The organism is Streptomyces plumbidurans (assembly GCF_019857225.1).
Lineage (GTDB): Bacteria > Actinomycetota > Actinomycetes > Streptomycetales > Streptomycetaceae > Streptomyces > Streptomyces plumbidurans.
Map to the genome: position 1 here is coordinate 1 of NZ_JAFJSY010000052.1, position 24,180 is coordinate 24,180.

The 24,180-nt window shown below is 71.0% G+C and carries 21 protein-coding genes; 15 read left to right on the forward strand and 6 right to left on the reverse strand.

Annotated features, from left to right (window positions below):
- On the reverse strand, window positions 1-860 hold an 860-nt coding region (locus JYK17_RS28145), incomplete at its 3' end, for a phosphatase PAP2 family protein (protein WP_222811460.1).
- 237 nt (window positions 861-1,097) lie between these two features.
- On the reverse strand, window positions 1,098-2,357 hold the full coding sequence (locus JYK17_RS28150) for a glycosyltransferase family 39 protein (RefSeq protein ID WP_222811461.1): 1,260 nt from the start codon (window positions 2,355-2,357) through the stop codon (window positions 1,098-1,100).
- Between the two features lie 259 nt (window positions 2,358-2,616).
- On the opposite strand from JYK17_RS28150, the gene JYK17_RS28155 reads away from it, so the two are divergent.
- Both JYK17_RS28155 and JYK17_RS28160 read left to right on the forward strand, forming a co-directional pair.
- Window positions 2,617-4,221: an MFS transporter gene (locus tag JYK17_RS28155; RefSeq protein WP_128803475.1), complete on the forward strand. Its 1,605-nt coding sequence runs from the start codon at window positions 2,617-2,619 to the stop codon at window positions 4,219-4,221.
- A 152-nt stretch (window positions 4,222-4,373) separates the two neighbouring features.
- On the forward strand, window positions 4,374-5,564 hold the full coding sequence (locus JYK17_RS28160) for an acyl-CoA dehydrogenase family protein (RefSeq protein WP_108011990.1): 1,191 nt from the start codon (window positions 4,374-4,376) through the stop codon (window positions 5,562-5,564).
- Window positions 5,565-5,601: 37 nt separating this feature from the next.
- Here JYK17_RS28160 and JYK17_RS28165 read toward each other — a convergent pair whose 3' ends face one another.
- Window positions 5,602-6,042, reverse strand: coding sequence for a cell division protein SepF (locus JYK17_RS28165; protein WP_108011988.1), 441 nt, complete (start codon window positions 6,040-6,042; stop codon window positions 5,602-5,604).
- A 333-nt stretch (window positions 6,043-6,375) separates the two neighbouring features.
- Between JYK17_RS28165 and JYK17_RS28170 the strand changes: the two genes are divergently transcribed.
- The 9 genes from JYK17_RS28170 (at window position 6,376) to JYK17_RS28210 (ending at window position 19,531) form a co-directional block, all read left to right on the forward strand.
- Window positions 6,376-7,557 (forward strand): DUF5685 family protein, encoded by a 1,182-nt coding sequence (locus tag JYK17_RS28170; RefSeq protein WP_222811462.1) that lies wholly within the window; start codon window positions 6,376-6,378, stop codon window positions 7,555-7,557.
- A gap of 105 nt (window positions 7,558-7,662) precedes the next feature.
- Entirely contained in the window at window positions 7,663-8,334 is a 672-nt protein-coding gene (locus JYK17_RS28175) for a GTP-binding protein (protein ID WP_222811463.1), read from the forward strand.
- Between the two features lie 391 nt (window positions 8,335-8,725).
- On the forward strand, window positions 8,726-10,483 hold the full coding sequence (locus JYK17_RS28180; protein ID WP_222811464.1) for an FAD/NAD(P)-binding protein: 1,758 nt from the start codon (window positions 8,726-8,728) through the stop codon (window positions 10,481-10,483).
- Window positions 10,484-10,539: 56 nt separating this feature from the next.
- Entirely contained in the window at window positions 10,540-11,490 is a 951-nt protein-coding gene (locus JYK17_RS28185; RefSeq protein ID WP_222811465.1) for an LLM class oxidoreductase, read from the forward strand.
- A 183-nt stretch (window positions 11,491-11,673) separates the two neighbouring features.
- Entirely contained in the window at window positions 11,674-12,570 is an 897-nt protein-coding gene (locus tag JYK17_RS28190) for a S1 family peptidase (protein ID WP_108011978.1), read from the forward strand.
- 174 nt (window positions 12,571-12,744) lie between these two features.
- A complete protein-coding gene (locus JYK17_RS28195; RefSeq protein ID WP_108011976.1) occupies window positions 12,745-13,626 on the forward strand; it encodes a slipin family protein in 882 nt (293 codons plus the stop codon).
- A gap of 230 nt (window positions 13,627-13,856) precedes the next feature.
- The gene (locus tag JYK17_RS28200) at window positions 13,857-14,939 is read left to right on the forward strand and encodes a S1 family peptidase (RefSeq protein ID WP_108011974.1); all 1,083 of its coding nucleotides are present in this window, start codon (window positions 13,857-13,859) and stop codon (window positions 14,937-14,939) included.
- Window positions 14,940-15,113: 174 nt separating this feature from the next.
- Window positions 15,114-18,560, forward strand: coding sequence for a DNA polymerase III subunit alpha (locus tag JYK17_RS28205; RefSeq protein ID WP_222811466.1), 3,447 nt, complete (start codon window positions 15,114-15,116; stop codon window positions 18,558-18,560).
- Window positions 18,557-19,531, forward strand: coding sequence for a DNA polymerase Y family protein (locus JYK17_RS28210; RefSeq protein ID WP_222811467.1), 975 nt, complete (start codon window positions 18,557-18,559; stop codon window positions 19,529-19,531). Before JYK17_RS28205 ends, JYK17_RS28210 begins: the two co-directional genes overlap by 4 nt.
- A gap of 3 nt (window positions 19,532-19,534) precedes the next feature.
- Here JYK17_RS28210 and JYK17_RS28215 read toward each other — a convergent pair whose 3' ends face one another.
- Window positions 19,535-19,909: a cupin domain-containing protein gene (locus JYK17_RS28215; RefSeq protein ID WP_222811468.1), complete on the reverse strand. Its 375-nt coding sequence runs from the start codon at window positions 19,907-19,909 to the stop codon at window positions 19,535-19,537.
- Between the two features lie 129 nt (window positions 19,910-20,038).
- Between JYK17_RS28215 and JYK17_RS28220 the strand changes: the two genes are divergently transcribed.
- Window positions 20,039-20,485 carry a MarR family winged helix-turn-helix transcriptional regulator gene (locus JYK17_RS28220; RefSeq protein WP_108011966.1) on the forward strand — a complete coding sequence of 149 codons (447 nt, stop codon included), beginning with the start codon at window positions 20,039-20,041 and terminating at the stop codon, window positions 20,483-20,485.
- Window positions 20,486-20,657: 172 nt separating this feature from the next.
- Window positions 20,658-21,521, forward strand: coding sequence for an esterase/lipase family protein (locus JYK17_RS28225; protein WP_128803482.1), 864 nt, complete (start codon window positions 20,658-20,660; stop codon window positions 21,519-21,521).
- Between the two features lie 60 nt (window positions 21,522-21,581).
- Here the strand turns inward: JYK17_RS28225 and JYK17_RS28230 are convergent, their stop codons facing one another.
- The gene (locus JYK17_RS28230; protein ID WP_108011962.1) at window positions 21,582-22,574 is read right to left on the reverse strand and encodes a lytic polysaccharide monooxygenase auxiliary activity family 9 protein; all 993 of its coding nucleotides are present in this window, start codon (window positions 22,572-22,574) and stop codon (window positions 21,582-21,584) included.
- Between the two features lie 218 nt (window positions 22,575-22,792).
- Between JYK17_RS28230 and JYK17_RS28235 the strand changes: the two genes are divergently transcribed.
- Complete coding sequence (locus JYK17_RS28235; protein ID WP_108012068.1) at window positions 22,793-23,242, forward strand: GNAT family N-acetyltransferase; 450 nt, start codon at window positions 22,793-22,795, stop codon at window positions 23,240-23,242.
- 5 nt (window positions 23,243-23,247) lie between these two features.
- On the opposite strand, the gene JYK17_RS40740 is transcribed toward JYK17_RS28235, so the two are convergent.
- Entirely contained in the window at window positions 23,248-23,382 is a 135-nt protein-coding gene (locus JYK17_RS40740) for a hypothetical protein (RefSeq protein WP_108011960.1), read from the reverse strand.
- Between the two features lie 140 nt (window positions 23,383-23,522).
- Here JYK17_RS40740 and JYK17_RS28240 point away from each other — a divergent pair, with 140 nt between their 5' ends.
- Window positions 23,523-24,140, forward strand: coding sequence for a class I SAM-dependent methyltransferase (locus tag JYK17_RS28240; RefSeq protein WP_128803483.1), 618 nt, complete (start codon window positions 23,523-23,525; stop codon window positions 24,138-24,140).
- Window positions 24,141-24,180 lie beyond the last annotated feature (40 nt).

A 24,180-nucleotide genomic window follows, 5' to 3' on the forward strand; every position in this document is an offset into this window, starting at 1 on the left:
GCCGTACCGCGCGCGGCGGCCTCGTCCTGCGGCGACGTGGCGGTCGCGCGCGGGTTGAGCAGCACCGGGGAGCCGGCCGGAGCGGCCGGGGCCGGGGCGGTGCCACGGGCGCGCCAGCGGTCGCGCAGGTCGAAGAGGCCGACCTCGGCACGGGCGATCAGCGGCTCGCACCAGGGCAGGGCCAGCAGGACCAGCAGGCCGGCGGCCCAGCCGAGGAGCACATCGCTCAGCCAGTGCGTGCCGAGGTAGACGGTGGCCATGCCGACGCCCAGCGCGGTCACGGCGGACACCGCGGACAGCCAGCGGCGGGCTCTCGGGGTGGAGGCGAGGTAGGCCAGGATGCCCCAGGTCACCACGGCATTGGCGGTGTGGCCGCTGGGGAATATATCGCCGCCCAGGCCCATCTCGTTCGAGCCGATGACCGTCGCGTAGTGCGGGCCGAGGCGGCCCATGCCCAGCTTGGCGGCGCCGACCGTGATGTTCAGCAGCAGCAGCGAGGTGCCCAGCGTCAGCAGCGGGCGCAGCGTGTGCTGCCGCCAGGAACGCCAGCCCAGCCAGGCCGCGACCATGACCGCGGTCGGGCCGCGCTGGCCCAGCACCACGTAGTAGTCCACGAACCAGTGGATATGCGACCACTGCTGGTACGGCCGGAAGAACATGACCTGCCAGTCGAGGCGGACAAGCCAGGAGGTGGTCACCACGGCCCACACGATCGCCAGGTAGAAGGCCAGGGTCCCGGTCAGCAACGCGACCCTGTGCCTGCTCATCTTCGGCACATCGATGAGGGCCGGGCGTTCCGGCTCCCGGTCCAGTCTGGCGAACACCCGGTCCAGACGGGTGAGGTTTCGTTCGGTACGCACCCAATCGACGTTACAGCGAGTGAGCTCAGTTCTCCGTCGATTCAGCGGCTTTGTGATGACGATGTGATGTGGGATTCCTCTCAGCCACGTCTTTATTTCCGAGGAATCCGCAATGCCCGGCGGGGCCTCCCTTCAATTCCTTTGATCATTCCGCGAATCAGTTTTATGGGACTTATGAATTCGTTCACCGAATGCTGGGGCAGATTTTTCCGAACGCTCACCGCCCGCACAGGGCGCTCACGGCGGCCCGGAGCCGTTCAGCCAGAACGCCCCGTAGGCGGCCGACGCCGCCGCGACACCGCCCACCACCAGCGCCGATCTGGACGTACGCAGCCGTGACAGGGCCAGGGCGAGGGGCAGCAGCAGCGGGAAGGCCGGCAGCAGCAGGCGCGGTTTCGAGCCGAAGTAGCTCGACGCGCACAGGGCCAGTGCGGTGACCACACCCGCGTAGACCAGCAGCGGCAGCGGCTGGCGGCCGCGGACGCAGACGACGTACAGCCAGATCACGAGCCCGACCCCGGCGATCAGTCCGATGCCCGCGAGGGCGGACGGGAACGACGTGAACTTGTCGGCGACGAAGCGGGCGAAGGCGGCGCCGCCGTCGAAGCCGTTGCGCCAGCCCGCCTGGACGTCCAGATAGCCCAGCGGGCCCTTGCCGGTGCGGTGGCCGACCCACAGGACGTACGCGGCGGCGCCCAGCGGAGCCACGAGCAGGGCGAGCAGGCGCCGTACCGCGCCGGGGGCGTGCGAGGCGCCCGGCGCGCCCCCGGACGCACCGACGCGCTCCGGGGAGCCGTCCCCGGACGGTGCGGGGGCGCGTTCGCCCATGCGGGCGACGCGCGCGTCCACGGCGCTTCCGCGTCGCCCGAACGAGACGATCGCGGCAGCCCACACGGCCGCGACGACCGCGAGCCCGACCGGCCGGGTCAGCCCCGCCAGCGCGGCCAGGCCGCCCGCCGTCAGCCAGCGGCCGGTCAGCACGGCGTACAGCGACCAGGCCGCGAGCGCGGTGAACAGCGACTCGCTGTACGCCATCGACTGCACGATCCCGACGGGCAGCACCGCCCACAGCAGCACGGCACAGACCCCCGCCCTGCGCCCGTACACATGGTCCGCGACCGCGAAGATCCCCCAGGCCGCGGCGAGCGAGGCGAGCAGGCTCACGACGAAGCCGGCGTCCGCGTACGACAGGGGCGTGACCGCGTGCAGCAGCCGCTCCAGCCAGGGCAGCAGCGGGAAGAAGGCCAGGTTGGAGTGGACATCGCCGTTGGGCAGCCGCACCTCGTAGCCGTAGCCCAGATCCGCCACCCTCGTGTACCACAGCGCGTCCCAGCGGGCCGTCAGCAGGGTGTGCGCGCTCTTGCCGTGCGCCGCGCTCCACACGGCCAGGACGACCAGACCCAGCGCGCGCACGGCCGCGTACCCGACGAGGGCCGGGGCGGCGCGGCGCAGGGCCCCGTCCCGGGGCGGGGCCGCGCGGGTCGCAAGATCGGTCACGGGCTCGATTATCGGTGGCGGCGGAACCGGCGGGCCGGGCGGGGCGTGGACGAGGAGGGGACAAGTGGCGTACGCCACACGAGTCCGTACGAACTCTGAGAGGTCCGCCACGTGTCCCCGCCGTGAACTCGCGTACGCTGACGTGTCACTCGCCTTCGTTGCGCGGGCCGGAGGATCACCGCTCCTCTCCGGCCGAGTCATGGGGAGTCCCCAACCCATGTGCCCGCCGATCGCGAGGGAACATCTGGGAGGTACGTACATGTCCGGGACGACCACGGCCGCTGCGCTGCGCCGTCGGGCGGCCGGGGCCGGTGCAAACCGCTGGGTCGTGCTCGTCGTCCTGTGCGTGAGCCTGCTGCTGGTCGCCGTCGACGCCACCGTGCTGCACGTGGCGGTGCCCGCCGTCACCGAGGACCTCAGGCCCGGCGCGATGGAACTGCTCTGGATCGTCGACGTCTACCCCCTCGTCTGCGCCTCGCTGCTGATCCTCTTCGGCACGCTCGGCGACCGCGTCGGCCGCAGACGGATCCTCCTTCTCGGATACGCCCTCTTCGGCCTCGCCTCCGCTCTCGCGGCCCTCGCCCGTGATCCACAGGTCCTGATCCTCGCGCGGGCGCTGCTCGGCGTCGGCGGCGCGATGATCATGCCCGCGACGCTCTCGATCCTCCGCCAGGTCTTCCCCGACCGGCGTGAGCGGGCGCTCGCCATAGGTGTCTGGAGCGCCGTCGCCGCGGTCGGCGCGGCGGTCGGCCCGCTGCTCGGCGGCTTTCTCCTCGAACACTTCTGGTGGGGCTCGGTCTTCCTCGTCAACATCCCGCTGATGCTGGTCAGCCTGCCGGTGGGCCGGCTTCTGCTGCCCGAGTCGCGCGGCGCGGCCGACGGTCCGTGGGACGTGGTCGGCGCGCTGATGGCCGCGGCCGGCCTCTTCGGCGTGGTCTTCGGCGTCAAGCGGCTCGGTGGCGGGGAGCCCCCCGCGAGTGCGCTCACCCTGGTGCCGCTGGTGGTGGGAGCAGTGCTGCTGGTCCTCTTCGTACGGCGTCAGCGGCGGCGTACGCACCCGCTGGTGGACCTCGCGATGTTCTCCCGTCCGGCCTTCAGCACCTCGGTCTGCTGCATCGTCCTCGCCATGCTCGCCCTGGTCGGGCTGGAGCTGATCGCGGCGCAGTACCTGCAGCTGGTCCTGGGGCTGTCGCCGCTGGAGACGGGGCTGCGGCTGCTGCCGCTGACGTTCGCCGCGATGGCCGCAGGGCTCGCGGGCGCGCGGATGCTGCGGCGGTTCGGACCGCGCCGGATGGTGTGCTTCGGGTTCTGCCTGACGGCCGTGGCGGTGCTGCTGCTGACGGCGATGGGCGGCGCGGACAACCCGAGCCTGCTGGTGTCCGCCTTCGTCGTCCTGGGCTTCGGCCTCGAGACCACGCTCTTCGGCGCCTACGAGTCGATGCTGAGCGAGGCGCCGACCGCCCAGGCCGGTGGAGCCGCGGCCGTGGGGGAGACCTCGTACCAACTGGGCGCGGGCATCGGCATCGCGCTGCTCGGCAGCGTGATGAACGCGGCGTACGCGCCCGGCCTGTCGTCCGTGCCCGGTGTCCCGCCGGCCTCCTCCGCCGCGGCCCGGCACTCGCTCGGGGAGGCCTACGAGGTCGCCGGGCGCCTGGGCGGGCCGGTCGGAGTGGCGCTGCGCCGGGCGGCCCAGGACTCGTTCGTGCACGGGCTGCATGTGACGCTGCTGGTGAGCGCGGGCCTGCTGCTGATGGGGGCGGTCATGGCGCTGCGGCTGCCGAAGGTCATGCAGTGCGCGGAGCCGGCGCCGAAGGTGGAACTGCCCGCGCCGCGGGAGATGGCGGAGTCCCGCGTCTCCGCATGACCCGTACCGGCCGGTTGCGACCCGCACCGGCCGGCTGCGACCCGGTGCCACTGGACGTGCGGGACACTGCGTCGTAACGTCGGCTCCGGAATTCTAACTAGCGCTGCTAGTTTTCGTGAGCAGTTGATTGCATGAGTGTCGGAGGGTGTCCCATGGCCGCGTCCGCGAAGTTGCCCCCGTTCGACCCCGCCGACCCGCTCGGCATCGACGACCTGCTGGAGCCGGAGGACCTCGCGGTCCGGGACACCGTGCGGTCCTGGGCGGCCGACCGGGTGCTGCCCGATGTCGCCGAGTGGTACGAGAAGGGCGAACTGCCTGGCATCCGCGAGCTCGCCAGGGAACTCGGCGCGATGGGCGCGCTCGGCATGTCGCTGAGCGGATACGGGTGCGCGGGGGCGAGCGCCGTGCAGTACGGCCTTGCCTGTCTGGAGCTGGAGGCCGCCGACTCCGGCATCCGGTCCCTGGTCTCCGTGCAGGGCTCGCTCGCGATGTACGCCGTCCACCGGTTCGGCAGCGAGGAGCAGAAGCAGCAGTGGCTGCCGCGCATGGCCGCCGGTGAGGTCATCGGGTGCTTCGGACTGACCGAGCCGGACCACGGCTCCGACCCCGCCTCGATGCGGACGTACGCCAAGCGCGACGGGGGCGACTGGGTCCTCAACGGCCGCAAGATGTGGATCACCAACGGGTCCGTGGCCGGCGTAGCCGTCGTGTGGGCGCAGACCGACGACGGCATCCGCGGATTCGTCGTGCCCGCCGGCAGCACGGGCTTCTCGGCGCCCGAGATCAAGCACAAGTGGTCACTGCGGGCCAGCGTCACCAGCGAACTCGTCCTCGACGACGTACGGCTGCCCGCCGACGCCGTACTACCGGAGGTGGTCGGGCTCAAGGGACCGCTCAGCTGCCTGTCGCACGCCCGTTACGGCATCGTCTGGGGAGCCATGGGCGCGGCGCGCAGCTCCTTCGAGGCGGCCGTCGACTACGCGAAGTCGCGGGAGCAGTTCGGGCGGCCCATCGGGGGATTCCAGCTCACCCAGGCCAAACTCGCCGACATGGCGGTCGAACTGCACAAGGGGATTCTGCTCGCCCACCATCTGGGGCGGCGCATGGACGCCGGCCGCCTGCGTCCGGAGCAGGTCAGCTTCGGCAAGCTCAACAACGTACGGGAGGCGATCGAGATCTGCCGTACGGCGCGCACCATCCTGGGGGCCAACGGGATCTCGCTCGAATACCCCGTCATGCGGCACGCGACCAACCTCGAGTCGGTGCTGACGTACGAAGGCACCGTCGAGATGCACCAGCTCGTGCTGGGCAAGGCGCTCACCGGGCTCGACGCCTTCCGGTGAACCCTGCGCGGGGGCAGGGCCGGTGAGCGGCCCTGCCTCAGCTCTGATTGAAGAAACCGTCCGCGCGGTGCGCCGCCGGGTCCTGGCTCACGATCTCCGTGTCGGCCGGGGTGAGCAGGAAGACGCGGTTGGAGACCCGGTCGATCGAACCGCGCAGGCCGAAGATGAGTCCGGCCGCGAAGTCGACGACGCGCTTGGCGTCGGAGGCCTCCATGGCGGTGAGGTTCATGATGACCGGAACGCCCTCGCGGAACAGCTCGCCGATGGCGCGCGCGTCCCGGAAGCTGTCGGGGGTCACCGTGCCGATACGGCGGCCCTTGTCCTCTGCGGTGTCCGAGGCCACCTTGACCCTCGGGTCGGTGACCCAGGCATCCCCGGGCTGCTCGGTCCCTTCGGAGTAGTCGTCGTCGTAGTAACGCTCGTCATCGTTGTCGTCGACGAGGCCAAGCCAGGCACTCGCCTTGCGTACCGATCCCATGGACGCCTCCTCTCACAGCGGTCCTTCTGCTTTCCGCATCCCTATGGTCATCCATGATGCGGTTGGCGCGCCAAGTGGATAGACGCCGCGCGGGGGGTTTGTGACGGTACTGGTGCAGAGCCAATACGTCGAGAGCCCGGGTACCCCAAGGGTCTTGCACTATGCGGATGCTGACTGTGAGTGAAATATGATTCTTCACGGCGTATGGGTGACGGGTGGGGCGTACGGGTGAACGGAGTGGTCGATACGATGCGGCCGCTCAACGACGTCGCATCAGCCGCAACAGCCTGATCGGCAGCATCAGAAGTAGCGCTTGTCACGGGGGAGATCGTCATGTTCGGAATCGTCAGACCCTGCACCCATCGGCTCGGAGAGAACCTCAAGTCCCAATGGATGGCGCACTTGTGCGGACTGTGTCTCGCGCTGCGCAAGGATCACGGTCAGTTCGCGCGGATCGTGACCAACTACGACGGGCTGCTGATATCGGTTCTGACGGAGGCTCAGGCCGAACGGACCGGCCGGTGGCGGCGCACGGCGGGACCCTGTCCGCTGCGCGGGATGCGGACCGCCTCCGTCGCGCAGGGCGAAGGGGCACGGCTCGCCGCGGCCGTCTCGCTGGTGCTCGCCTCGGCCAAGGTGCGTGACCACGTGGCCGACGGGGACGGGCTGCTGGCCCGCAGGCCGGTGGCGCTCGCCGCGCGCCGGGTGGCGTCGAGCTGGGGTGCGGCGGGCGCTCGTACGGGATCGGACGTCGGGTTCGACACGGCAGTTCTCGTGGACGCGGTGGACCGGCAGCTCGGCATCGAGACGCTCGCCGGGCCGGGCACGCCGGTGCTCACGGTCACCGAGCCGACCGAGACGGCGACGGCCGCGGCCTTCGCGCACACCGCGGTGCTGGCGGGACGGCTAGGCAACGCCGAGCCGCTCGCCGAGGCGGGGCGGCTGTTCGGACGGCTCGCGCACCTGCTGGACGCCGTGGAGGACCAGGAGGCCGACGCCGCCTCGGGTGCCTGGAACCCCCTTTCCGCGACCGGGACCTCGCTGCAGGAGGCCCGGCGGCTCGCCGACGACGCGCTGCACGGGATACGGCTCGCCCTGCGCGAGGTGGAGTTCACAGAGGGCAGGCTGGCGCACCGGCTGCTCGTGCACGAACTGCGCAGTTCCGTCGACCGCGCCTTCGGTACCGCCTCGTGCGCGCACGGCTCCGCGCCGACGCTCGCGGGACCGTATGCGCCGCCCGGCGGTCCGGGCGGGCCGCCGCGGCCTCCGGAGCCGCCGCGGCGCAACCCGCGCGGGCTGCTGGCCGGCTGCGCGGTGTGGGCCGGTCTTGCCTGCACGTGTCAGTTGTGCTGCGGCGAGTACGACGATCCGTGGAGCCGGCAGCGCAAGGACGGACTGTGCAAGGACGCGGACTGCGGCGACTGCTGTGACTGCTGCAGCTGCGGCGACTGCGGCTGTGGCGATTGCTGCGACGGGTGCGACTGCTGCGACTGCGGGTGCGACTGCAGCTGCTGAACTGCGCGGTGTGGCCGCCGTGAACGCTGAACGCTGAACGGTTCCGGGACGTAGAGCAGGTCGAGGACGCGAAGGCAGTCCGGCCGCTCGAAAGGACCAGGGATCATGTCCGGCCGCTGTGACGGCACCGTCCCGCTCGCCGTGAAGGTCGTGGTGAGCGGGGGACTCGGAGTCGGCAAGACCACGTTCATCGGCGCGATCTCGGAGACGGAACCGCTGGACACCCAGGCGGCGATCACCCATGTGTCGGTGGGCGTCGACACGCCCGACGGGGCGGAGTCCAGGACCACCAGGACCGTCGCGCTCGACTTCGGGCGAATCACGCTCGACCCGACGATCGCGCTGTATCTGTTCGGGGCTCCCGAATCGGATGCGCCCGGATCAGTTGTTTCCGGATCAGGTGCTCGCGAACAGGGGCGGATCTCCTTCATGTGGGAGGAGTTGTCCGAGGGCGCGCTCGGCACGGTGATCCTCGCGGACACCCGGCGGATCGAGGACTGCTTCCCGGCCGTCGACTATTTCGAGGACCGGGGGGTGCCGTTCGTGCTCGCCGTGAACCGGTTCGAGGGCGCCGAGCGGCTCGAACCGGAGGAGGTCCGCAGGGTTCTGGGACTTCGCGGCGAAGTGCCGGTGCTCGAATGCGATGCACGCGAACGGGATTCGGTGCGGGACGTTCTGGGCGCGTTGATGGACCGGGTGCTGGGGATACGGGTCGCGCCCGCGGAACGGGCGGCGGAAAAAGGCAAGGACGCGGCGAGGGGGAGGGTGCGCGTGTGAAGGCGAGGAAGGAGAACGCGAAAGAGCGCCCCGGAATGTCAGGGGCGGTGCAGGGGGTCAGCTCAACAGGAGGATGACCACACGCGACCGAAGTCGATGTGGGAGCGCTTGACCAGCCACTGCTGTGGATGCATGGGCCAAGTGGAACAGGCATCCGGTGATGCGTCAACCGACCTGAGACGTACGGCTCACAGTTCGGACAGCCTTGACAGCAAGGGGAAACGCACCCGTAGTCTCGACGGGCGGCCCTGCTGAGGGGCTCGGCCGCTCCCGTGTGAAGGCATCACCGTGTTCGACTCAGCTCACGGAGCCTTCGCATGTCTTTCGACGCTCTTGCCGAAATCTTTGAAACCCCCGGAATCTCCTCCGCCCGCGGTTCGGGGCGCGCCCGATGAGGCCCACCCTGGTGATCGTCGGGGCCGGGCCGCGGGGGACCGGTCTCATCGAGCGGATCGCCGCCAACGCGCCCGAGCTGTACGCCGGTTCGGGCCTCGACATCCATCTCGTGGACCCCTACCCGCCCGGCTCCGGACGGATCTGGCGCGCGGCGCAGTCACCGCTGATGTGGATGAACTCGCACGCCGAGGACATCACCATGTTCACCGACGAGACGGTGGCGATGGAGGGCCCGGTGGTCGGCGGCCCCACCCTGCACGAGTGGGCCGGCATCGACGGCCGCGTCTTCGCGGACAGGCGGCTGCAGGGCTCGTATCTGCGCTGGGTGCACGAGCGGGCCGTCGCCGCCCTGCCCCCGGACGTCACCGTCCATCACCACGAAGGGCGGGCCCTGCGGGTCGGCGGCCCGCGCGAGGGCCGGCAGCAGGTGTGGCTGGAGGGCCGCCCGCGCCCGCTCCTCGCCGACCTGGTCGTGCTCGCGCTCGGCCATCTCGACGCCGAACCGGACGACGAACAGGCGGAGTTGACGGCGTACGCCCGCAAGCACGGCCTGGTCCACCTGGCGCCCGACTTCACCGCCGACTCCGACCTGTCCGCGCTGAGGGCGGGCGAACCCGTCCTCGTGCGCGGGTTCGGGCTCGCGTTCGTCGACCTGATGGTGCTGCTGACCGAGGGCCGGGGCGGCCGCTACGACGGCGACACCTATGTGCCCTCGGGACAGGAGCCGGTGCTGTACGTCGGCTCGCGGCGCGGGGTGCCGTACCACTCGAAGATCGGCTACGACTGGAGCGGCGAACGGCCGCCGCTGCCCAGGTTCTTCGGGCCCGCCGAGGTCGAGGCGCTGCTCGCTCGGCCCGGAGGGTTCGACTTTCGGCGGGACGTGTGGCCGCTGGTGGAGAAGGAGCTGGGATTCGCCCACTACCACCGGCTGTTCACCGCGCATCCGGAGCGGACGAGCGGCGCCTGGAGCGACTTCGAGGAGAAGTACGCGGCGTCGTCCGGGGCCGCGCAGCGGGAGGCGCTCGCGGCGGCGGCCGTGCCCGATCCCGGGGACCGGCTCGACCTCCGCGCGCTCGAGCGCCCGCTGGACGGGATGCGCTACCGCTCCTTCGAGGAGTTCCAAGAGGAGCTGCGCGGTTATGTGGAGCGGGATCTGAGTCGACGTCACGATCCGTACCACAGCCCCGACTTGGCGGTGTTTCTCGGACTGCTCTCCGTCTACGGCCAGTTGGTCCGGCTCGGTGGTGTCGGCCCCTGGTGGCACGGCTTCTTCAGCTATGTGGCCTCCGGGCCGCCAGGTCCGCGGCTGCGGCAGATGCCTGCGCTGTCCAGGGCCGGAGTCCTGAAGTTCGTCGGCGCCGACATGTCCGTCACCGCGCAGGACGGGATGTTCCGGGCGTCGAGCGCCACCGTGCCGGGCTTCTCCGTCCGCGCGCGGGCGCTCGTCGAGGCGCGGCTGCCCGCGCCCACCGTCGCGCGGGCCCGCGACACCCTGCTGCGCGAACTGCACGCCGAGGGCGCCGCCGAGACCCCCGACGGACTGCTCCGGGTCGACCCCGCCGACGGGCGGATTCTCGACCGGGCCGGGCGGCCGCATCCCCGCCGGTTCGCGCTCGGGCCCTACACCGACGGCCGCACCCCCGGCGCCTTCACCCGGCCGCGCACCGGCGGCCCGGCGTTCCGGCAGAACGACGCGACGGCACGGGCGGCGCTGCGGTTCCTGGCGGGGCTCGCCGCACGGGCCGCCGCGTGACAGGTGCACCAGGGCGTGATCGGCAAGGTCCACTGATCCGGAAAGGCTTCCTCCCCATGACCTCAACTCCCGGCCGGGGCCTGCTGCACCTCGCCGCCGCGATCGTCCGGGGGCCGGCGCACGGCACCGACAGCGGGGCCCCTGCCGATGCCGATGCCGATGTTGAGGCCCGGGTCGAGGCGGCACGGCTCGCCGAACGCGGCGGGCTCGACTTCGTGACGCTCGACGACATCGTTGGCGATCCCGGCCCCGATCCCGATCCCGGCCCCGATCCCGAGGCCGGCCCCGATCCCCTCGCCCTCCTGTCCCGCATCGCATCCGCCACCACCCGCATCGGTCTGGTGCCCGCCGCCACGAGCACGCGCGTCGAGTCCGGTCAGCACGGTCGACCCAGCCAGGCGCGGGCAACGCACGCCCCGCTCACCCGCACCGGCCGCTGGATCGACGCGGCGACAACGCAGGACGAGGCCCGAAACGACGGACCGTGTCCGCCCGAAGCCCGCCCCGTGCGTGTCATCGACGCCACCGAAGGGCACGCGCGGCGCACGGCAGCCCTGTATGCCGACGTGGCCCTCGTGCGCGTCGCGACCCCCGTACAGGCCGCCGCCGTACGGGATCAACTCCGGCGGACCGCCGAGGAGTCGGGCCGTGATCCCGGTGCCCTGCGCGTTTTCGCGAGCCTTCTGGTCGACCTCGGCGACGGGGAGTACGCGGCCGCGCCCGGGCACGGCGGGGGCGGCCCCCGGCAGACCGCGCAGGGTCCGCGCTACCGGGGCGGGCCCGTGGACCTCGCCGAGCTGATCACCACCTGGCACGCGAACGGCATCGTCGACGGCTTCCACTTCACGCCCGTCGAGCCGCGCCGTGACCTGGAGCGACTCGTCAACGGGACGGTGGCCCTGCTCCAGCACCGCGGCCTGTTCCGCACGTTCTACCCGGGTAGCACGCTCAGGGAACATCTGGACCTCGCCAGGCCGGTCAACCGGGCCGCGGCGGCCGGAAACTGACGGTCGTTCAATGCTTGACGGCCGAAAGGCGCCCTTGCGCCTACCGGTCGTTCGGCCGAATACTCCCGGCAAGCGCTTGTCAGGGGCACGGCTTGTCCGAAATCCGGAGACCGGAACCCTGGCTGCGCCTCACGGGGCCCCGACCCCACGCGGGCCCCCCGACTTCCCCCTGGGAGGAACGAAGTGAGGATCAAGCGCACCACCCCCCGCAGCGGCATTGCGAGACGGACAAGGCTGATCGCCGTCACCACCGGTCTCGTGGCCGCCGCAGCGTTCGCGGTCCCCAGCGCGCACGCGTCCACGGCCACCCCCTTCAGCACCGCCCAGCTCAAGAGCGCGAACGCCTCGGTGCTCAAGGCCGATGTCCCCGGCACCGCCTGGGCCGTCGACAGCAAGACCAACCGCGTCGTCGTCACCGTCGACAGCACGGTCTCCAAGGCCGAGATCGCCAAGATCAAGCAGCAGGCCGGCAGCAACTCCGGCGCCCTGACCATCAAGCACACGCCGGGCACCTTCAAGAAGCTGATCACCGGCGGCGACGCCATCTACGGCGGCCAGTACCGCTGCTCGCTCGGCTTCAACGTGCACAGCGGAAGCACCTACTACTTCCTGACCGCCGGCCACTGCGGTCAGGTCGCCTCCACCTGGTACTCCAACTCCGGCCACACCTCGGTGCTGGGTACCAACGTCAGCTACAGCTTCCCGACCAACGACTTCGCGCTGGTCCGCTACACCGGCTCGGCCTCGCACCCGAGCGCGGTCGGCAGCCAGACCATCACCAGTGCGGCCACCCCGAGTGTCGGCACGACGGTCTACCGTCGCGGCTCCACCACCGGCACCCACAGCGGTCGCGTCACCGCCCTGAACGCCACCGTCAACTACGGCGGCGGCGACGTCGTCTACGGCATGATCCAGACCACGGTCTGCGCCGAGGGCGGCGACAGCGGCGGCCCGCTGTACGGCGGTTCGACGGCGTACGGTCTGACCTCCGGCGGCAGCGGCGACTGCACCTCCGGCGGCACGACCTTCTTCCAGCCGGTCACCGAGGCCCTGAGCTACTACGGCGTGAGCGTCGGCTGACGAGCGGTCCCGACCCGCACACCGGCACCTGGCGAGCCCCCGCAGGCAACTGCAGTGCGGGGGCTCGCCCTTGTCCGCACCCGGGAGTTACCTTCGAAGTGCAGGCGATACGCCTGTTGTATTGACTCCTCCGCAATACGCCCATACGCCCACTTCGGACCCTGGGGGGCCGACATGGTCGAGGAGCTGGTGACCACTGGAGTGGTCCTCGCGTCCGCCGGAACGGTCTACCTGATGGCGGCGGCGCGCGTCGTCAAGCAGTACGAACGCGGTGTGGTGTTCCGGCTCGGCAGGCTCCGCTCCCAGGTGCGCGAGCCGGGCTTCACGATGATCGTGCCGTTCGTGGACCGGCTCCAGAAGGTCAATATGCAGGTCGTGACGATGCCGGTGCCCGCGCAGGAGGGCATCACCCGCGACAACGTCACGGTCCGCGTGGACGCCGTCGTCTACTTCAAGGTGACCGCGCCGGCCGAGGCGGTCGTCCGGGTCGAGGACTACCGGTTCGCCGTCGCGCAGATGGCGCAGACCTCGCTGAGGTCGATCATCGGCAAGAGCGAGCTGGACGATCTGCTCTCCAACCGCGAGAAGCTCAACCAGGGTCTGGAGCTGATGATCGACAGTCCGGCGGTGGAGTGGGGCGTGACCATCGACCGCGTCGAGATCAAGGACGTGTCGCTGCCCGAGACCATGAAGCGGTCGATGGCCCGTCAGGCCGAGGCGGACCGGGACCGCCGGGCGCGGGTCATCAACGCGGACGCCGAGTTCCAGGCGTCGAAGAAGCTCGCCGAGGCGGCGCAGCAGATGGCGGACACTCCCGCGGCGCTCCAACTGCGGCTGCTGCAGACGGTGACGGCGGTCGCCGCCGAGAAGAACTCCACGCTCGTCCTGCCCTTCCCGGTGGAGCTGCTGCGCTTCCTGGAGAGGGCGCAGAACAATGTCGCAGCGCCGCAGCCGGCGCCTTCGCAGATCGACCGGCAACCGGTGCAGGAGCAACTGCCCGCGGCCGAACCGCGGATGGAACCCGACGGCGATGGGTCGACTTTCGGACAGGGCTAGACCTCACGCAGTGCTTACGGGCTACTCGCTCGTAGTGTTTGCAGAGCGAAGACGTGGGTTGACCGTGCACTGTCAAAAATGAGGGGCGCATATGGCGCGTTCTACGCGCGTCCTGAAGAAGCCCTTGTGTGCTCCCTGTCGGCCTCGGGATAGTAGGCGCTGTTCAACGCCTTCCGGTTCGTGAGGTCCCCACAACCTCCCGGGCCGATCCCCCCACAGGAGGACGTCAGTTGAAGCACCGACGCATACCCAGGCGGCGCGTGGCCGTGGCCGGAGCGGGTGTCACCGCGCTCATCGCCGCGGCAGTCACCTTCCAGACTGCGAACGCGAGTGAGGCACCGAAGACCCCCGAGCCGCAGACCCTGTCGGCCGTGGCGGCCGGAAAGCTCGCCTCGACCCTCGGCAAGGACCTCGGCACGGACGCGGCGGGCACGTTCTACGACGCGAAGGCCAAGAGCCTCGTGGTGAACGTCCTGGACGAGACCGCAGCCAAGACCGTGCAGGCGGCCGGCGCCAAGGCCAGAATCGTCGAGAACTCCCTCGCCGAGATCAAGAGCGCCCGTACGACGCTCAAGCAGGACGCGACCATCCCCGGCACCTCGTGGGTCACCGACCCCACGACCAACAAGGTCGTCGTCACCGCCGACCGCACGGTCTCCAAGGCCGAGTGGTCCAAGCTGAGCAAGGTCGTCCACGGGCTCGGCTCGGTGGCCGAAGTCAAGCGCACGCAGGGGGAGTTCAAGCCCTTCATCGCGGGCGGCGACGCGATCACCGGCTCGGGCGGGCGCTGCTCGCTGGGCTTCAACGTGGTCAAGGGCGGCCAGCCGTACTTCATCACGGCCGGCCACTGCACCGAGGCCATCTCCACCTGGTCCGACTCCAGCGGCAACGTGATCGGCACCAACGAGCAGTCCGACTTCCCGGACAACGACTTCGGTCTGGTCAAGTACACCTCGACCGTGGACCACCCGAGCGAGGTCGACCTCTACAACGGCTCCACGCAGAAGATCACCAAGGCCGCCGACGCCACGGTCGGCGAGAAGGTGCAGCGCAGCGGTTCGACGACCCAGGTGCACAGCGGCACGGTCACCGGCCTGGACGCCACCGTGAACTACGGCAACGGCGACATCGTCAACGGTCTCATCCAGACCGATGTCTGCGCCGAGCCCGGCGACAGCGGCGGCTCGCTCTTCGACGGCGAGTCGGCCATCGGCCTCACCTCCGGCGGCAGCGGCGACTGCACCTCCGGCGGCGAGACGTTCTTCCAGCCGGTCACCGAGGCGCTCTCGACCTTCGGTGCCCAGATCGGCTGACGACCGCCCGGCCCGTCAGGGAAGTCCCGCCCCGCGCGCGAGGGGCGGGACTTCCGCGTTTTACGCGTTTCCGCAGGTGGGAGAGGGTCGAGTGTCGGTCGTACATGCATTCGATTTTTGGTCTATGGTGGAGGTGAGGCAGTAGGGAACTGATGTTCGAGAGCGGAGGTGCGGATGTCCGGCTTCACGCATCTGCACACCGTCTCCGGGTTCTCGTTGCGCTACGGCGCCTCGCACCCGGAGCGGCTGGCGGAGCGTGCCTCCGAGCGGGGCATGGACGCCCTCGCGCTCACCGACCGCGACACCCTCGCGGGCGCGGTCCGCTTCGCCAATGCCTGCGCGAAGGCGGGCGTACGTCCGCTGTTCGGAGCGGACCTGGCGGTGGAGCCGCCCGCGCGGATCCGGGACGACGAGTCCGTACGGCGGGAACGGCGGCGCACTCCCGTGCGCGGCGGTGCCTTCATCGACGAATCGACACCCCGGGTCACCTTCCTCGCCCGGGACGGCGCCCGCGGCTGGGCCGGCCTGTGCCGACTGGTCAGCGCCGCCCACACCGCCGACGGCCCGCCCCGGCTGCCGTGGACCGACAGCCACGCCGACGGTCTGACCGTGCTGCTCGGCCCCGCCTCCGACGTCGGTCGCGCACTGGCCGCCGGGCGTCCGGACCGGGCCGCGAAGCTCCTCGCCCCCTGGCGCGAGAGCTACGGCGACGCCCTGCGCCTCGAGGTCGTCTGGCACGGCCGCGAGGGCATCGGCCCCGGCTCCCTGCGGCTGGCCGCCCGCACCGTCGGCTTCGCCGCCGAGCAGCACGTCCGCCCGGTGCTCAGCAACGCCGTCCGCTACGCCGATCCCGGACTCGGCCCCGTCGCCGACGTCCTGGACGCGGCCCGCCGGCTGGTCCCCGTCGACCCGACGAGGGAACTGGACTCGGGGGAGGCCTGGCTCAAGGACGAGGGCGCCATGCTCAGCGCCGCCGAGCGGATCGTGGAGGCCGCGGGATACCGGCGCGACACCGCCCACAGCCTGCTGGAGCAGACGCGGGCGACGGCCGCCGAGTGCCTGGTCGACCCCGACGACGACCTCGGCATGGGCGCCGTCCACTTCCCCGAACCGCATCTGGTCGGCGCGGGCCGCCGCACCGCCCAGCGGGCGCTGGCCTCACGGGCGGCGGCCGGGATGGTCCGGCTCGGCTACGCGGACCGGCGCGCCCACTGGGAGCGGATGCACCACGAGCTGGACATCATCGCCCACCACGGCTTCGCCTCCTACTTCCTGACGGTCGCTCAAGTCGTGGACGACGTACGGAACATGGGCATCCGGGTGGCCGCGCGCGGCTCCGGCGCGGGCTCCCTGGTCAACCACCTGCTCGGTATCGCGAACGCCGACCCGGTCGAACACGGGCTGCTGATGGAGCGCTTCCTGTCCAAGGAGCGGGTCGTGCTGCCGGACATCGACATCGACGTGGAGTCCGCGCGCCGCATCGAGGTCTACCGCGCGATCATCGACCGGTTCGGCGAGGAGCGGGTCGCGACGGTCGCGATGCCGGAGACGTACCGCGTCCGGCACGCGATCCGTGACGTGGGCGCGGCCCTGTCCATGGACCCGGCCGACATCGACCGCATCGCCAAGTCCTTCCCGCACATCCGCGCCCGCGACGCCCGCGCGGCGCTCGACGAACTCCCCGAACTCAAGGGACTGGCGGAGGAGGTCCGGCAGGCGGGCGCGCGCTACGGGCGGTTCTGGGAGCTGGTCGAGGCGCTCGACGCCCTGCCGCGCGGAGTCGCGATGCACCCCTGCGGAGTGCTGCTGTCCGACGCCTCCCTGCTCTCCCGTACGCCGGTGATGCCGACCAGCGGCGAGGGGCTGCCCATGTCGCAGTTCGACAAGGACGACGTGGAGGACCTCGGACTGCTCAAACTGGACGTCCTGGGCGTACGGATGCAGTCGGCGATGGCGCATGCGGTCGCCGAGGTGGAGCGGGCCGAGGGAAAGCGGATCGACCTGGACGCACTCGCGAGCGGCGACCCGGCTACGTATCAACTCATCCGTTCCACCGAGACGTTGGGCTGCTTCCAGATCGAGTCGCCGGGCCAGCGGGATCTGGTGGGCAGGTTGCAGCCGGCCACCTTCCACGACCTCGTGGTGGACATCTCGCTCTTCCGGCCCGGCCCGGTCGCCGCGGACATGGTGCGGCCGTTCATCGAGGCGCGGCACGGGCGGGCGCCCGTCACCTACCCCCACCCGGATCTGGAGGAGGCGCTGAGGGGGACGTACGGGGTCGTCGTCTTCCACGAGCAGATCATCGACATCGTCGCCGTCCTGACCGGCTGCGGGCGCGGCGAGGCGGACCGGGTGCGGCGCGGGCTGTCGGACCCGGAGTCGCAGGGGCGGATCAAGGTGTGGTTCGCCCAGCACGCGGCGGCGAACGGATACGACGCAGAAACGATTCGGCGCACCTGGGAGATCGTGGAGGCCTTCGGCAGCTACGGCTTCTGCAAGGCGCACGCTGTCGCCTTCGCGGTGCCGACATACCAGTCCGCCTGGCTGAAGGCGCACCACCCGGCCGCCTTCTATGCGGGCCTGCTCACCCACGACCCCGGGATGTACTCGAAGCGGCTGCTGCTGGCGGACGCGCGGCGGCGGGGGGTGCCGGTGCTTCCGCTGGACGTGAACCGGTCGGCGGTCGCACACCGTATCGAACTGGTGTCTGAATCACCCGTGAAGTGGGGCCTGCGGCTCGCCCTCTCCGACGTGCACGGCATCAGCGAGGCCGAGGCGGCACGGATCGCGGAGGGGCAGCCGTACGCCTCGCTGCTGGACTTCTGGGAGCGGGCGCGTCCCAGTCGGCCGCTGGCCGGGCGGCTCGCGCAGGTAGGGGCGTTGGACGCCTTCGGGGCCAACCGCCGTGATCTGCAACTGCACCTCACCGAGCTGCACCGGGGCGCCCGGGGCGCGGGCGGGGGCCAACTCCCGCTGGCGGGCGGGCGGAAGACGGCGCCGGCCGGACTGCCCGACCTGTCGGAGGCGGAGAAACTCAGCGCCGAACTGGGAGTGCTGTCGATGGACGCCTCGCACAACCTGATGGACGACCACCGGGCCTTCCTCGACGAGCTGGGCGTGATGTCCGCGCGCCGGCTGCGCGAGGCCAGGCACGGCGAGACGGTGCTGGTCGCGGGCGCCAAGGCGGCCACCCAGACCCCGCCGATCCGGTCCGGCAAGCGGGTCATCTTCTCCACCCTGGACGACGGCACGGGCCTGGTGGACCTCGCCTTCTTCGACGACTCCCACGACGCCTGCGCCCACACCGTCTTCCACTCCTGGCTGCTGCTGGTGCGCGGGGTGGTGCAGCGACGCGGCCCGCGCAGCCTCAGCGTGGTGGGCGCGGCCGCCTGGAACCTCGCCGAACTGGCCGAACTGCGCGCCGAGGGCGGCCTCGACGAGGTGGCGGCGCGGCTGGCGGAGCCGGTACGGGAGGACGCGGGCGGGGACCCGGCACGCGGCAGACGCATCCACATGCCGACCGGATACCAGATGAACCCATGGGCCGATCTGCGGCCGGCGGGTCAAGAGCCCTCACAGGTACGGAAGTTGTGGCACCAGAGCCCGGGGAGTGCGGGATGACCATTCTGTGCGTACGTTTCCAGCTGCCGCCGGACGACGAGGCCGCGCTGCCTGAACTCCTCGGACTGCTGGAGGAGTTCACCCCGGTCGTCGAGGCGCTGCCGCCCGACGGGGCACTGGCCGATCTGCGGGGCGCCGAACGGTACTTCGGACGCGACGCGGTCGAACTGGCGGCAGTGATCCGGGTCCGCGCGCTGGCCCTGCACGGCGTCGACTGCGTGATCGGCGCCGGTCCGGGCCCGATGCTGGCGCGTGTGGCGCTGCGCGACGCCCGGCCCGGGGTGACCCGCGCGGTGCCCGAACACCCGGACGGCATCGCGGAGTTCCTCGCGGACCGGCCGGTCACCGTGCTCCCCGGCGTCGGCACGGCCACCGCACGCACCCTGTGCGACTACGGCCTCGACACCCTGGGCCGGGTCGCCGCCGCACCGCTGTCCACACTTCAGCGGCTGATCGGCGCGAAGGCGGCCCGCGAACTGCACGAGAAGGCGGGCGGCATCGACCGCGGCCGGGTCGTGCCGAACGCGGTCTCCCGCTCCCTGGCCACCGAACGCCCCTTCACCCGCGACGAGTTGTCCCCGGACCGGCACCGCCGCGCCCTGCTGTCCGCCGCCGAGGAACTGGGCTCCCGGCTGCGCGCCCTGGACAAGGTCTGCACCACCCTCACCCTCACCGTCCGCTACGCCGACCGCACCGCGACGACCCGCACCCGCACCCTGAAGGAACCCACCGCCCACTCGCCCGCCCTGACCAGGACGGCGTACGGCATGTACGAGTCCCTCGGCCTCCAGCGCGCCCGGGTCCGCGCGTTCGTCCTGCGCGCCGAAGGGCTCAGCCCCGCGGAACAGGCCTCTTACCAGCTGGTCTTCGATCCCGCGGAGGAGAAGGTCCGCCGGGTCGAGGAGGTCGCGGACCGCGTACGGGCGAAGTTCGGACCGCACGCGGTGCTGCCGGGCGCGCTGGTGGCGTAGCCGTCACCGCGCCCACGGGGGCGCCACCCGGGTGCCGTCGGTCAGCTCGGCCTCCAGCCCGATGGAGGTGGTGACCCAGGAAGCCGCCGTCCGGTCGGTGGGGTTCTCGATACCGAGCGTCGCGCCCGGATTGACGACGACGGTGTCGCCCGCCGTGATGCGGTCGGTGCGGCCGTCCAGGCTGATGAGCAGCTCACCGGCGAGCAGATGGAAGATCTCCTCGCGGGTGACGGTGTGCTCGGGTGCCTTAATACCCGGCGGGAACTCTGCCCGCCAGGCGCAGAGTTCCTTGCTCCCGGCCAGTGGCGAGGCGTACGAGACGAAACGGGTGCCGTGCATCTCGTGCGTGACGGCTTCGGACGTGCGGATGACGGGCATGGCTGCCTCTCGTTCGGTGGGTGTGCTCGACGGGTGTGCTCGGGGACAGGGCAGATGGTCAAGCAGCTTGACCACTTCCTCTATGGTCAAGCTGCTTGACCATTACGTCAAGGGTGTTTCAATGCCCTCGTGCAGAACTCCGAGGCCATGGCCCTGTCCACCGCTCTGCTCGCCGTCGCCGGTGAGCTCACCCAGCGCATCAACGAGGGGGTCCTCGCCCGCGGGTTCGAGGGGATCAGGCCCGCGCACGGGTTCGCGTTCGTGCGGCTCGCGCCCGACGGGGCGACGGTGACCGAGCTCGCCGCGCACCTCGGCGTGACGAAGCAGGCGGCGAGTCAGCTCGTCGACGAGATCGTGCGCAAGGGATACGCCGAGCGGCGGGCGCACCCCGGTGACGCGCGGGCGCGGCTGATCGTGCTGACCGAGCGGGGCTGGGCCTGCACCCGGGCCGCGGAGGAGGCGGCCGCGGAGGTCGTGCGGGGGTGGGGGCAGGTGCTCGGGGAGGGCGAAGTGCGGGCGTTGTGGCGGCAGTTGGGGAGCATCGCGCCCTATGGGCGGATCAGGCCCACCTGGTGACGGTTGATCAGCGGTAACTGCACAGTCAATTATCACTGGAAGTTTTTACTGACGCGTAACTTCACACTTGCACTACTCGCTCGTAACTTGACGAGTGAACAGCATCTCTCGTGATCCGGATCACAGGGCGTAAGGCCATCGCAACTCCCTTGAGCCGCAAGGAGATCACACGATGCTGCCCTGGAAACGACTGCTCAGACCCCTCGCCGCCCTGCTGCTGACCGCCTCGGTCGCCGTCGTCCCGGCCGCCACCGTCGCACACGCCTCCGAAGCCCCCCACACCGGCTGGAACGACTACTCCTGCAAGCCCTCCGCCGCCCACCCCCGCCCTGTCGTCCTGGTCCACGGCACCTTCGGCAACTCGGTCGACAACTGGCTCGCCCTCGCCCCCTATCTGGAGAACCGCGGCTACTGCGTCTTCTCCCTGGACTACGGCCAGTTGTCCGGCGTCCCCCTCTTCTACGGTCTCGGCCCCATCGACAAGTCGGCCGAGCAGCTCTCCACCTACGTCGACAAGGTGCTGGCCGCCACCGGCGCCGCCAAGGCCGACCTCGTCGGTCACTCGCAGGGCGGCATGATGCCCCGCTACTACCTCAAGTTCCTCGGCGGCGCCGCCAAGGTGAACGCCCTCGTCGGCATCGCGCCCGACAACCACGGCACCGACCTGGACGGCCTGGCCAACCTGCTCCCGTACTTCCCGGGCGCCTCGGACCTGCTGTCCAAGAACACGCCAGGACTGGCCGACCAGATCGTCGGATCCGCGTTCCTCGCCAAGCTCAACGCCGGCGGCGACACCGTCCCCGGCGTCCACTACACGGTCATCGCCACCAAGCACGACGAGGTGGTCACGCCGTACAGCAGCCAGTTCCTGAGCGGTTCCGACGTCCACAACGTCCTGATCCAGGACCGGTGTTCACTCGACCTGTCCGAACACGTCCTGATCGGTCTCACCGACCGGATCGCCTTCCACGAGGTGGCCAACGCACTCGACCCGGCACACGCCACCGCCACCACCTGCGCGTCGGTGCTGAGCTGACGCGAAAAACCGGGGCCTGTCCGGCCTGAGCCGCCGGACGGGCCCCGCCCCCCGTGGGATCTACCGGCCCCCGCGCCTGCGCACCGAGGCGAACAGGGCCGCCGAGCCGAGGGCCAGCGCGGCCGCCCCGCCCATGGCGATGTACGGGGTGCTTCCGCTGCCCCCGGTCTCGGCGAGGTTCTGCACCGACGTGCCCGAACTGCCCGCCGCCTTCGGCTCGTTGGCGGCCACGGGGTCCGTCGTCGTCAGGGCGTCCTGGTCGCCGTGGCCGTGGTGTTCGATCGTCGACTTGTCGGCACCGTCCGCGATCTGCTGGTCCGAGGGCGCGGAGGCGGCCGGCGCGGGCGTCGAACCGCTCGGCGTACCACCACCGCTCGCCGAACCGCTCGGCGTACCACTACCACCGCCGTTGCTGCTGCCGAAGGCGACGTCCGAGCAGGAGTAGAAGGCCTCCGGGCTGTCCGAGCGCTGCCAGACCGCGTACAGCAGCTGCTTGCCGGAGCGCTGGGGGAGGGTGCCGGAGAAGGTGTAGAAGCCGCCGGAGGCGACCGGGTCGGTGGCCGTCGCCACCGGGTGCTCAAGGTCCAGGTCCGACCAGGCGAGCGGCTGCGACGGGTCGTAGCCGTCCTTGGTGATGTACACCTTGAAGGTGCCCTTGTGCGGGGCGGTCACGCGGTACTTGAAGGTGTACGACCCGCTGCTCACGCTCGTCGCGGGCCAGTCGGCGCGGGCCAGGTCGAGCCCCTTGAACTCCTCGCTGTTGGCGCTGCACAGCTTGCCGTCCGGGATCAGCGCCTGGTGCTGTCCGGCGGCGTCACCGATGCGGATGCCGTTCCAGTCGTACAGCGCCTGGGTGCCGCCGGCCGCGACGGCCGCCTTGCACGCGTCCGACTTCGGGCTCTCCGGGCCCTCCGCGTAGCACTGCGAGACCCGGCTGACCGGGTCGCCCATCGAGCCGTGGGCCGACGCCGGGGCGGCGGCGAGGAAGGTCAGGGCGAGCGGGGCCGCGCCGAGAACGGTGAGGGCGGCGACCGTGCGGCGGCGTGCGGACATGCGGAATCTCCTCGGAACGGAACGGTCCTGACGCGTGGGGTGAATCCCGTCGGGCGGATCCCGTGTGGGTCGGGTCCCGTGGGACGGATCCCGTGGGGGCGCGATCAGAAACTAGCCCCAAGGAAGGGTGAAATCGCCTGCTGGAGGCGGGTGATGGAGATCCTTATGGTGGCGTTAAGGGAGTGCTCAGACTGGGATCAGGTAATACCGTGCGCGGCATGACCGACGAGGAGATCCGGGCCGCCGTCGCCGCCGATGTACCGGCCGTGAAGGCCGTCACCGATGCCGCATACCACCCCTACATCGAGCGGATCGGGGTGGTGCCGGTACCCATGCGGGCGGACCACGCGGCGAACGTGGCCGCGGGCCGGGTGTTCGTGACCGGGGATCCCGTCGTGGGGCTCGTGGTGCTGGAGGAGCACGACGACCATCTGTTCCTCGACAGCATCGCCGTCCACCCCGAGACGCACGGCCAGGGGGTGGGGCGACGGCTGCTGCAGTTCGTGGACGCACGCGCGCGTGCGCTCGGACTGCCCGAGGTCAGGCTCTACACCAACGCCATGATGTGGGAGAACCAGAAGATCTATCCGAAGTACGGCTACGAGATCGTGGAGCGGCGCTCGACCGGGCCGTACGACCGCATCCACTACCGCAAGCGGCTGGACTGACGTCGTCAGCCGTCGGGCCACCACGTTCTCGCGATGTCCCGGCGCACCTCGGGGCGTCCCGCGGGGCGCTCGTCAACCTCTTCGCGGACCCTGCGCGAGTCCGACTTCTTCAGGGGCTTCTGCACGGTGGTCCGGCGCATGGCTGCCTCCTTCGGTGCCTACCGTGTTGCCGCGTTCTCACGGTGGTAGACCCTTTTCGGGAGAGTGACTCATCGGTCCGGGTCTGTCTGTGGTGGCTGTCACCATTCGACTGTCAGTGGCGGGTGTCACTCTTGGGCCCATGACGGATGACAACGCGGGTCTGACCGGGGCGGACGTCGACTGGGACGCACGGGCCGCCTCCTTCGACGACGAGCCGGACCACGGGCTGCGCGATCCGCAGGTCCGGCGGGCGTGGGCCGCGCGTCTCGCCTCCTGGCTCCCCGCGCGGGCGAGCGATGTCCTGGATCTCGGCTGCGGCACGGGCAGCCTGTCGCTCCTCGCGGCCGAGCAGGGACACCGCGTGACCGGTGTGGACGCGTCCCCGGCGATGGTCGGGCGCGCGAGAGCCAAACTCGCCGGGCGTGACGCCGCGTTCCTGGTCGGTGACGCGGCGGCGCCCCCGGTGGGGGAGCAGCGCTTCGACGTCGTGCTCGTACGGCACGTCCTGTGGGCGCTGCCCGACCCCGGCCGCGCCCTGCGGCACTGGCGCGGACTGCTGCGGCCGGGCGGGCGGCTCGTGCTGGTCGAGGGCGTGTGGGGGACGGTCACCCCGGTCGGCATGAGCGCCGACGCGCTGACCGCCCTCCTCGCGCCGCTCGCGGAACGGACGCGGGTGGAGCGGCTGTCCGGGGAGGCGGCGCTGTGGGGGAAGGAGGTCGAGGACGAGCGGTATGCAGTGGTGGCGGTCGTGGAGTGAGCGGGGCTCGGGGCGCCGGGACAGGACTGCGTCGGCAGGG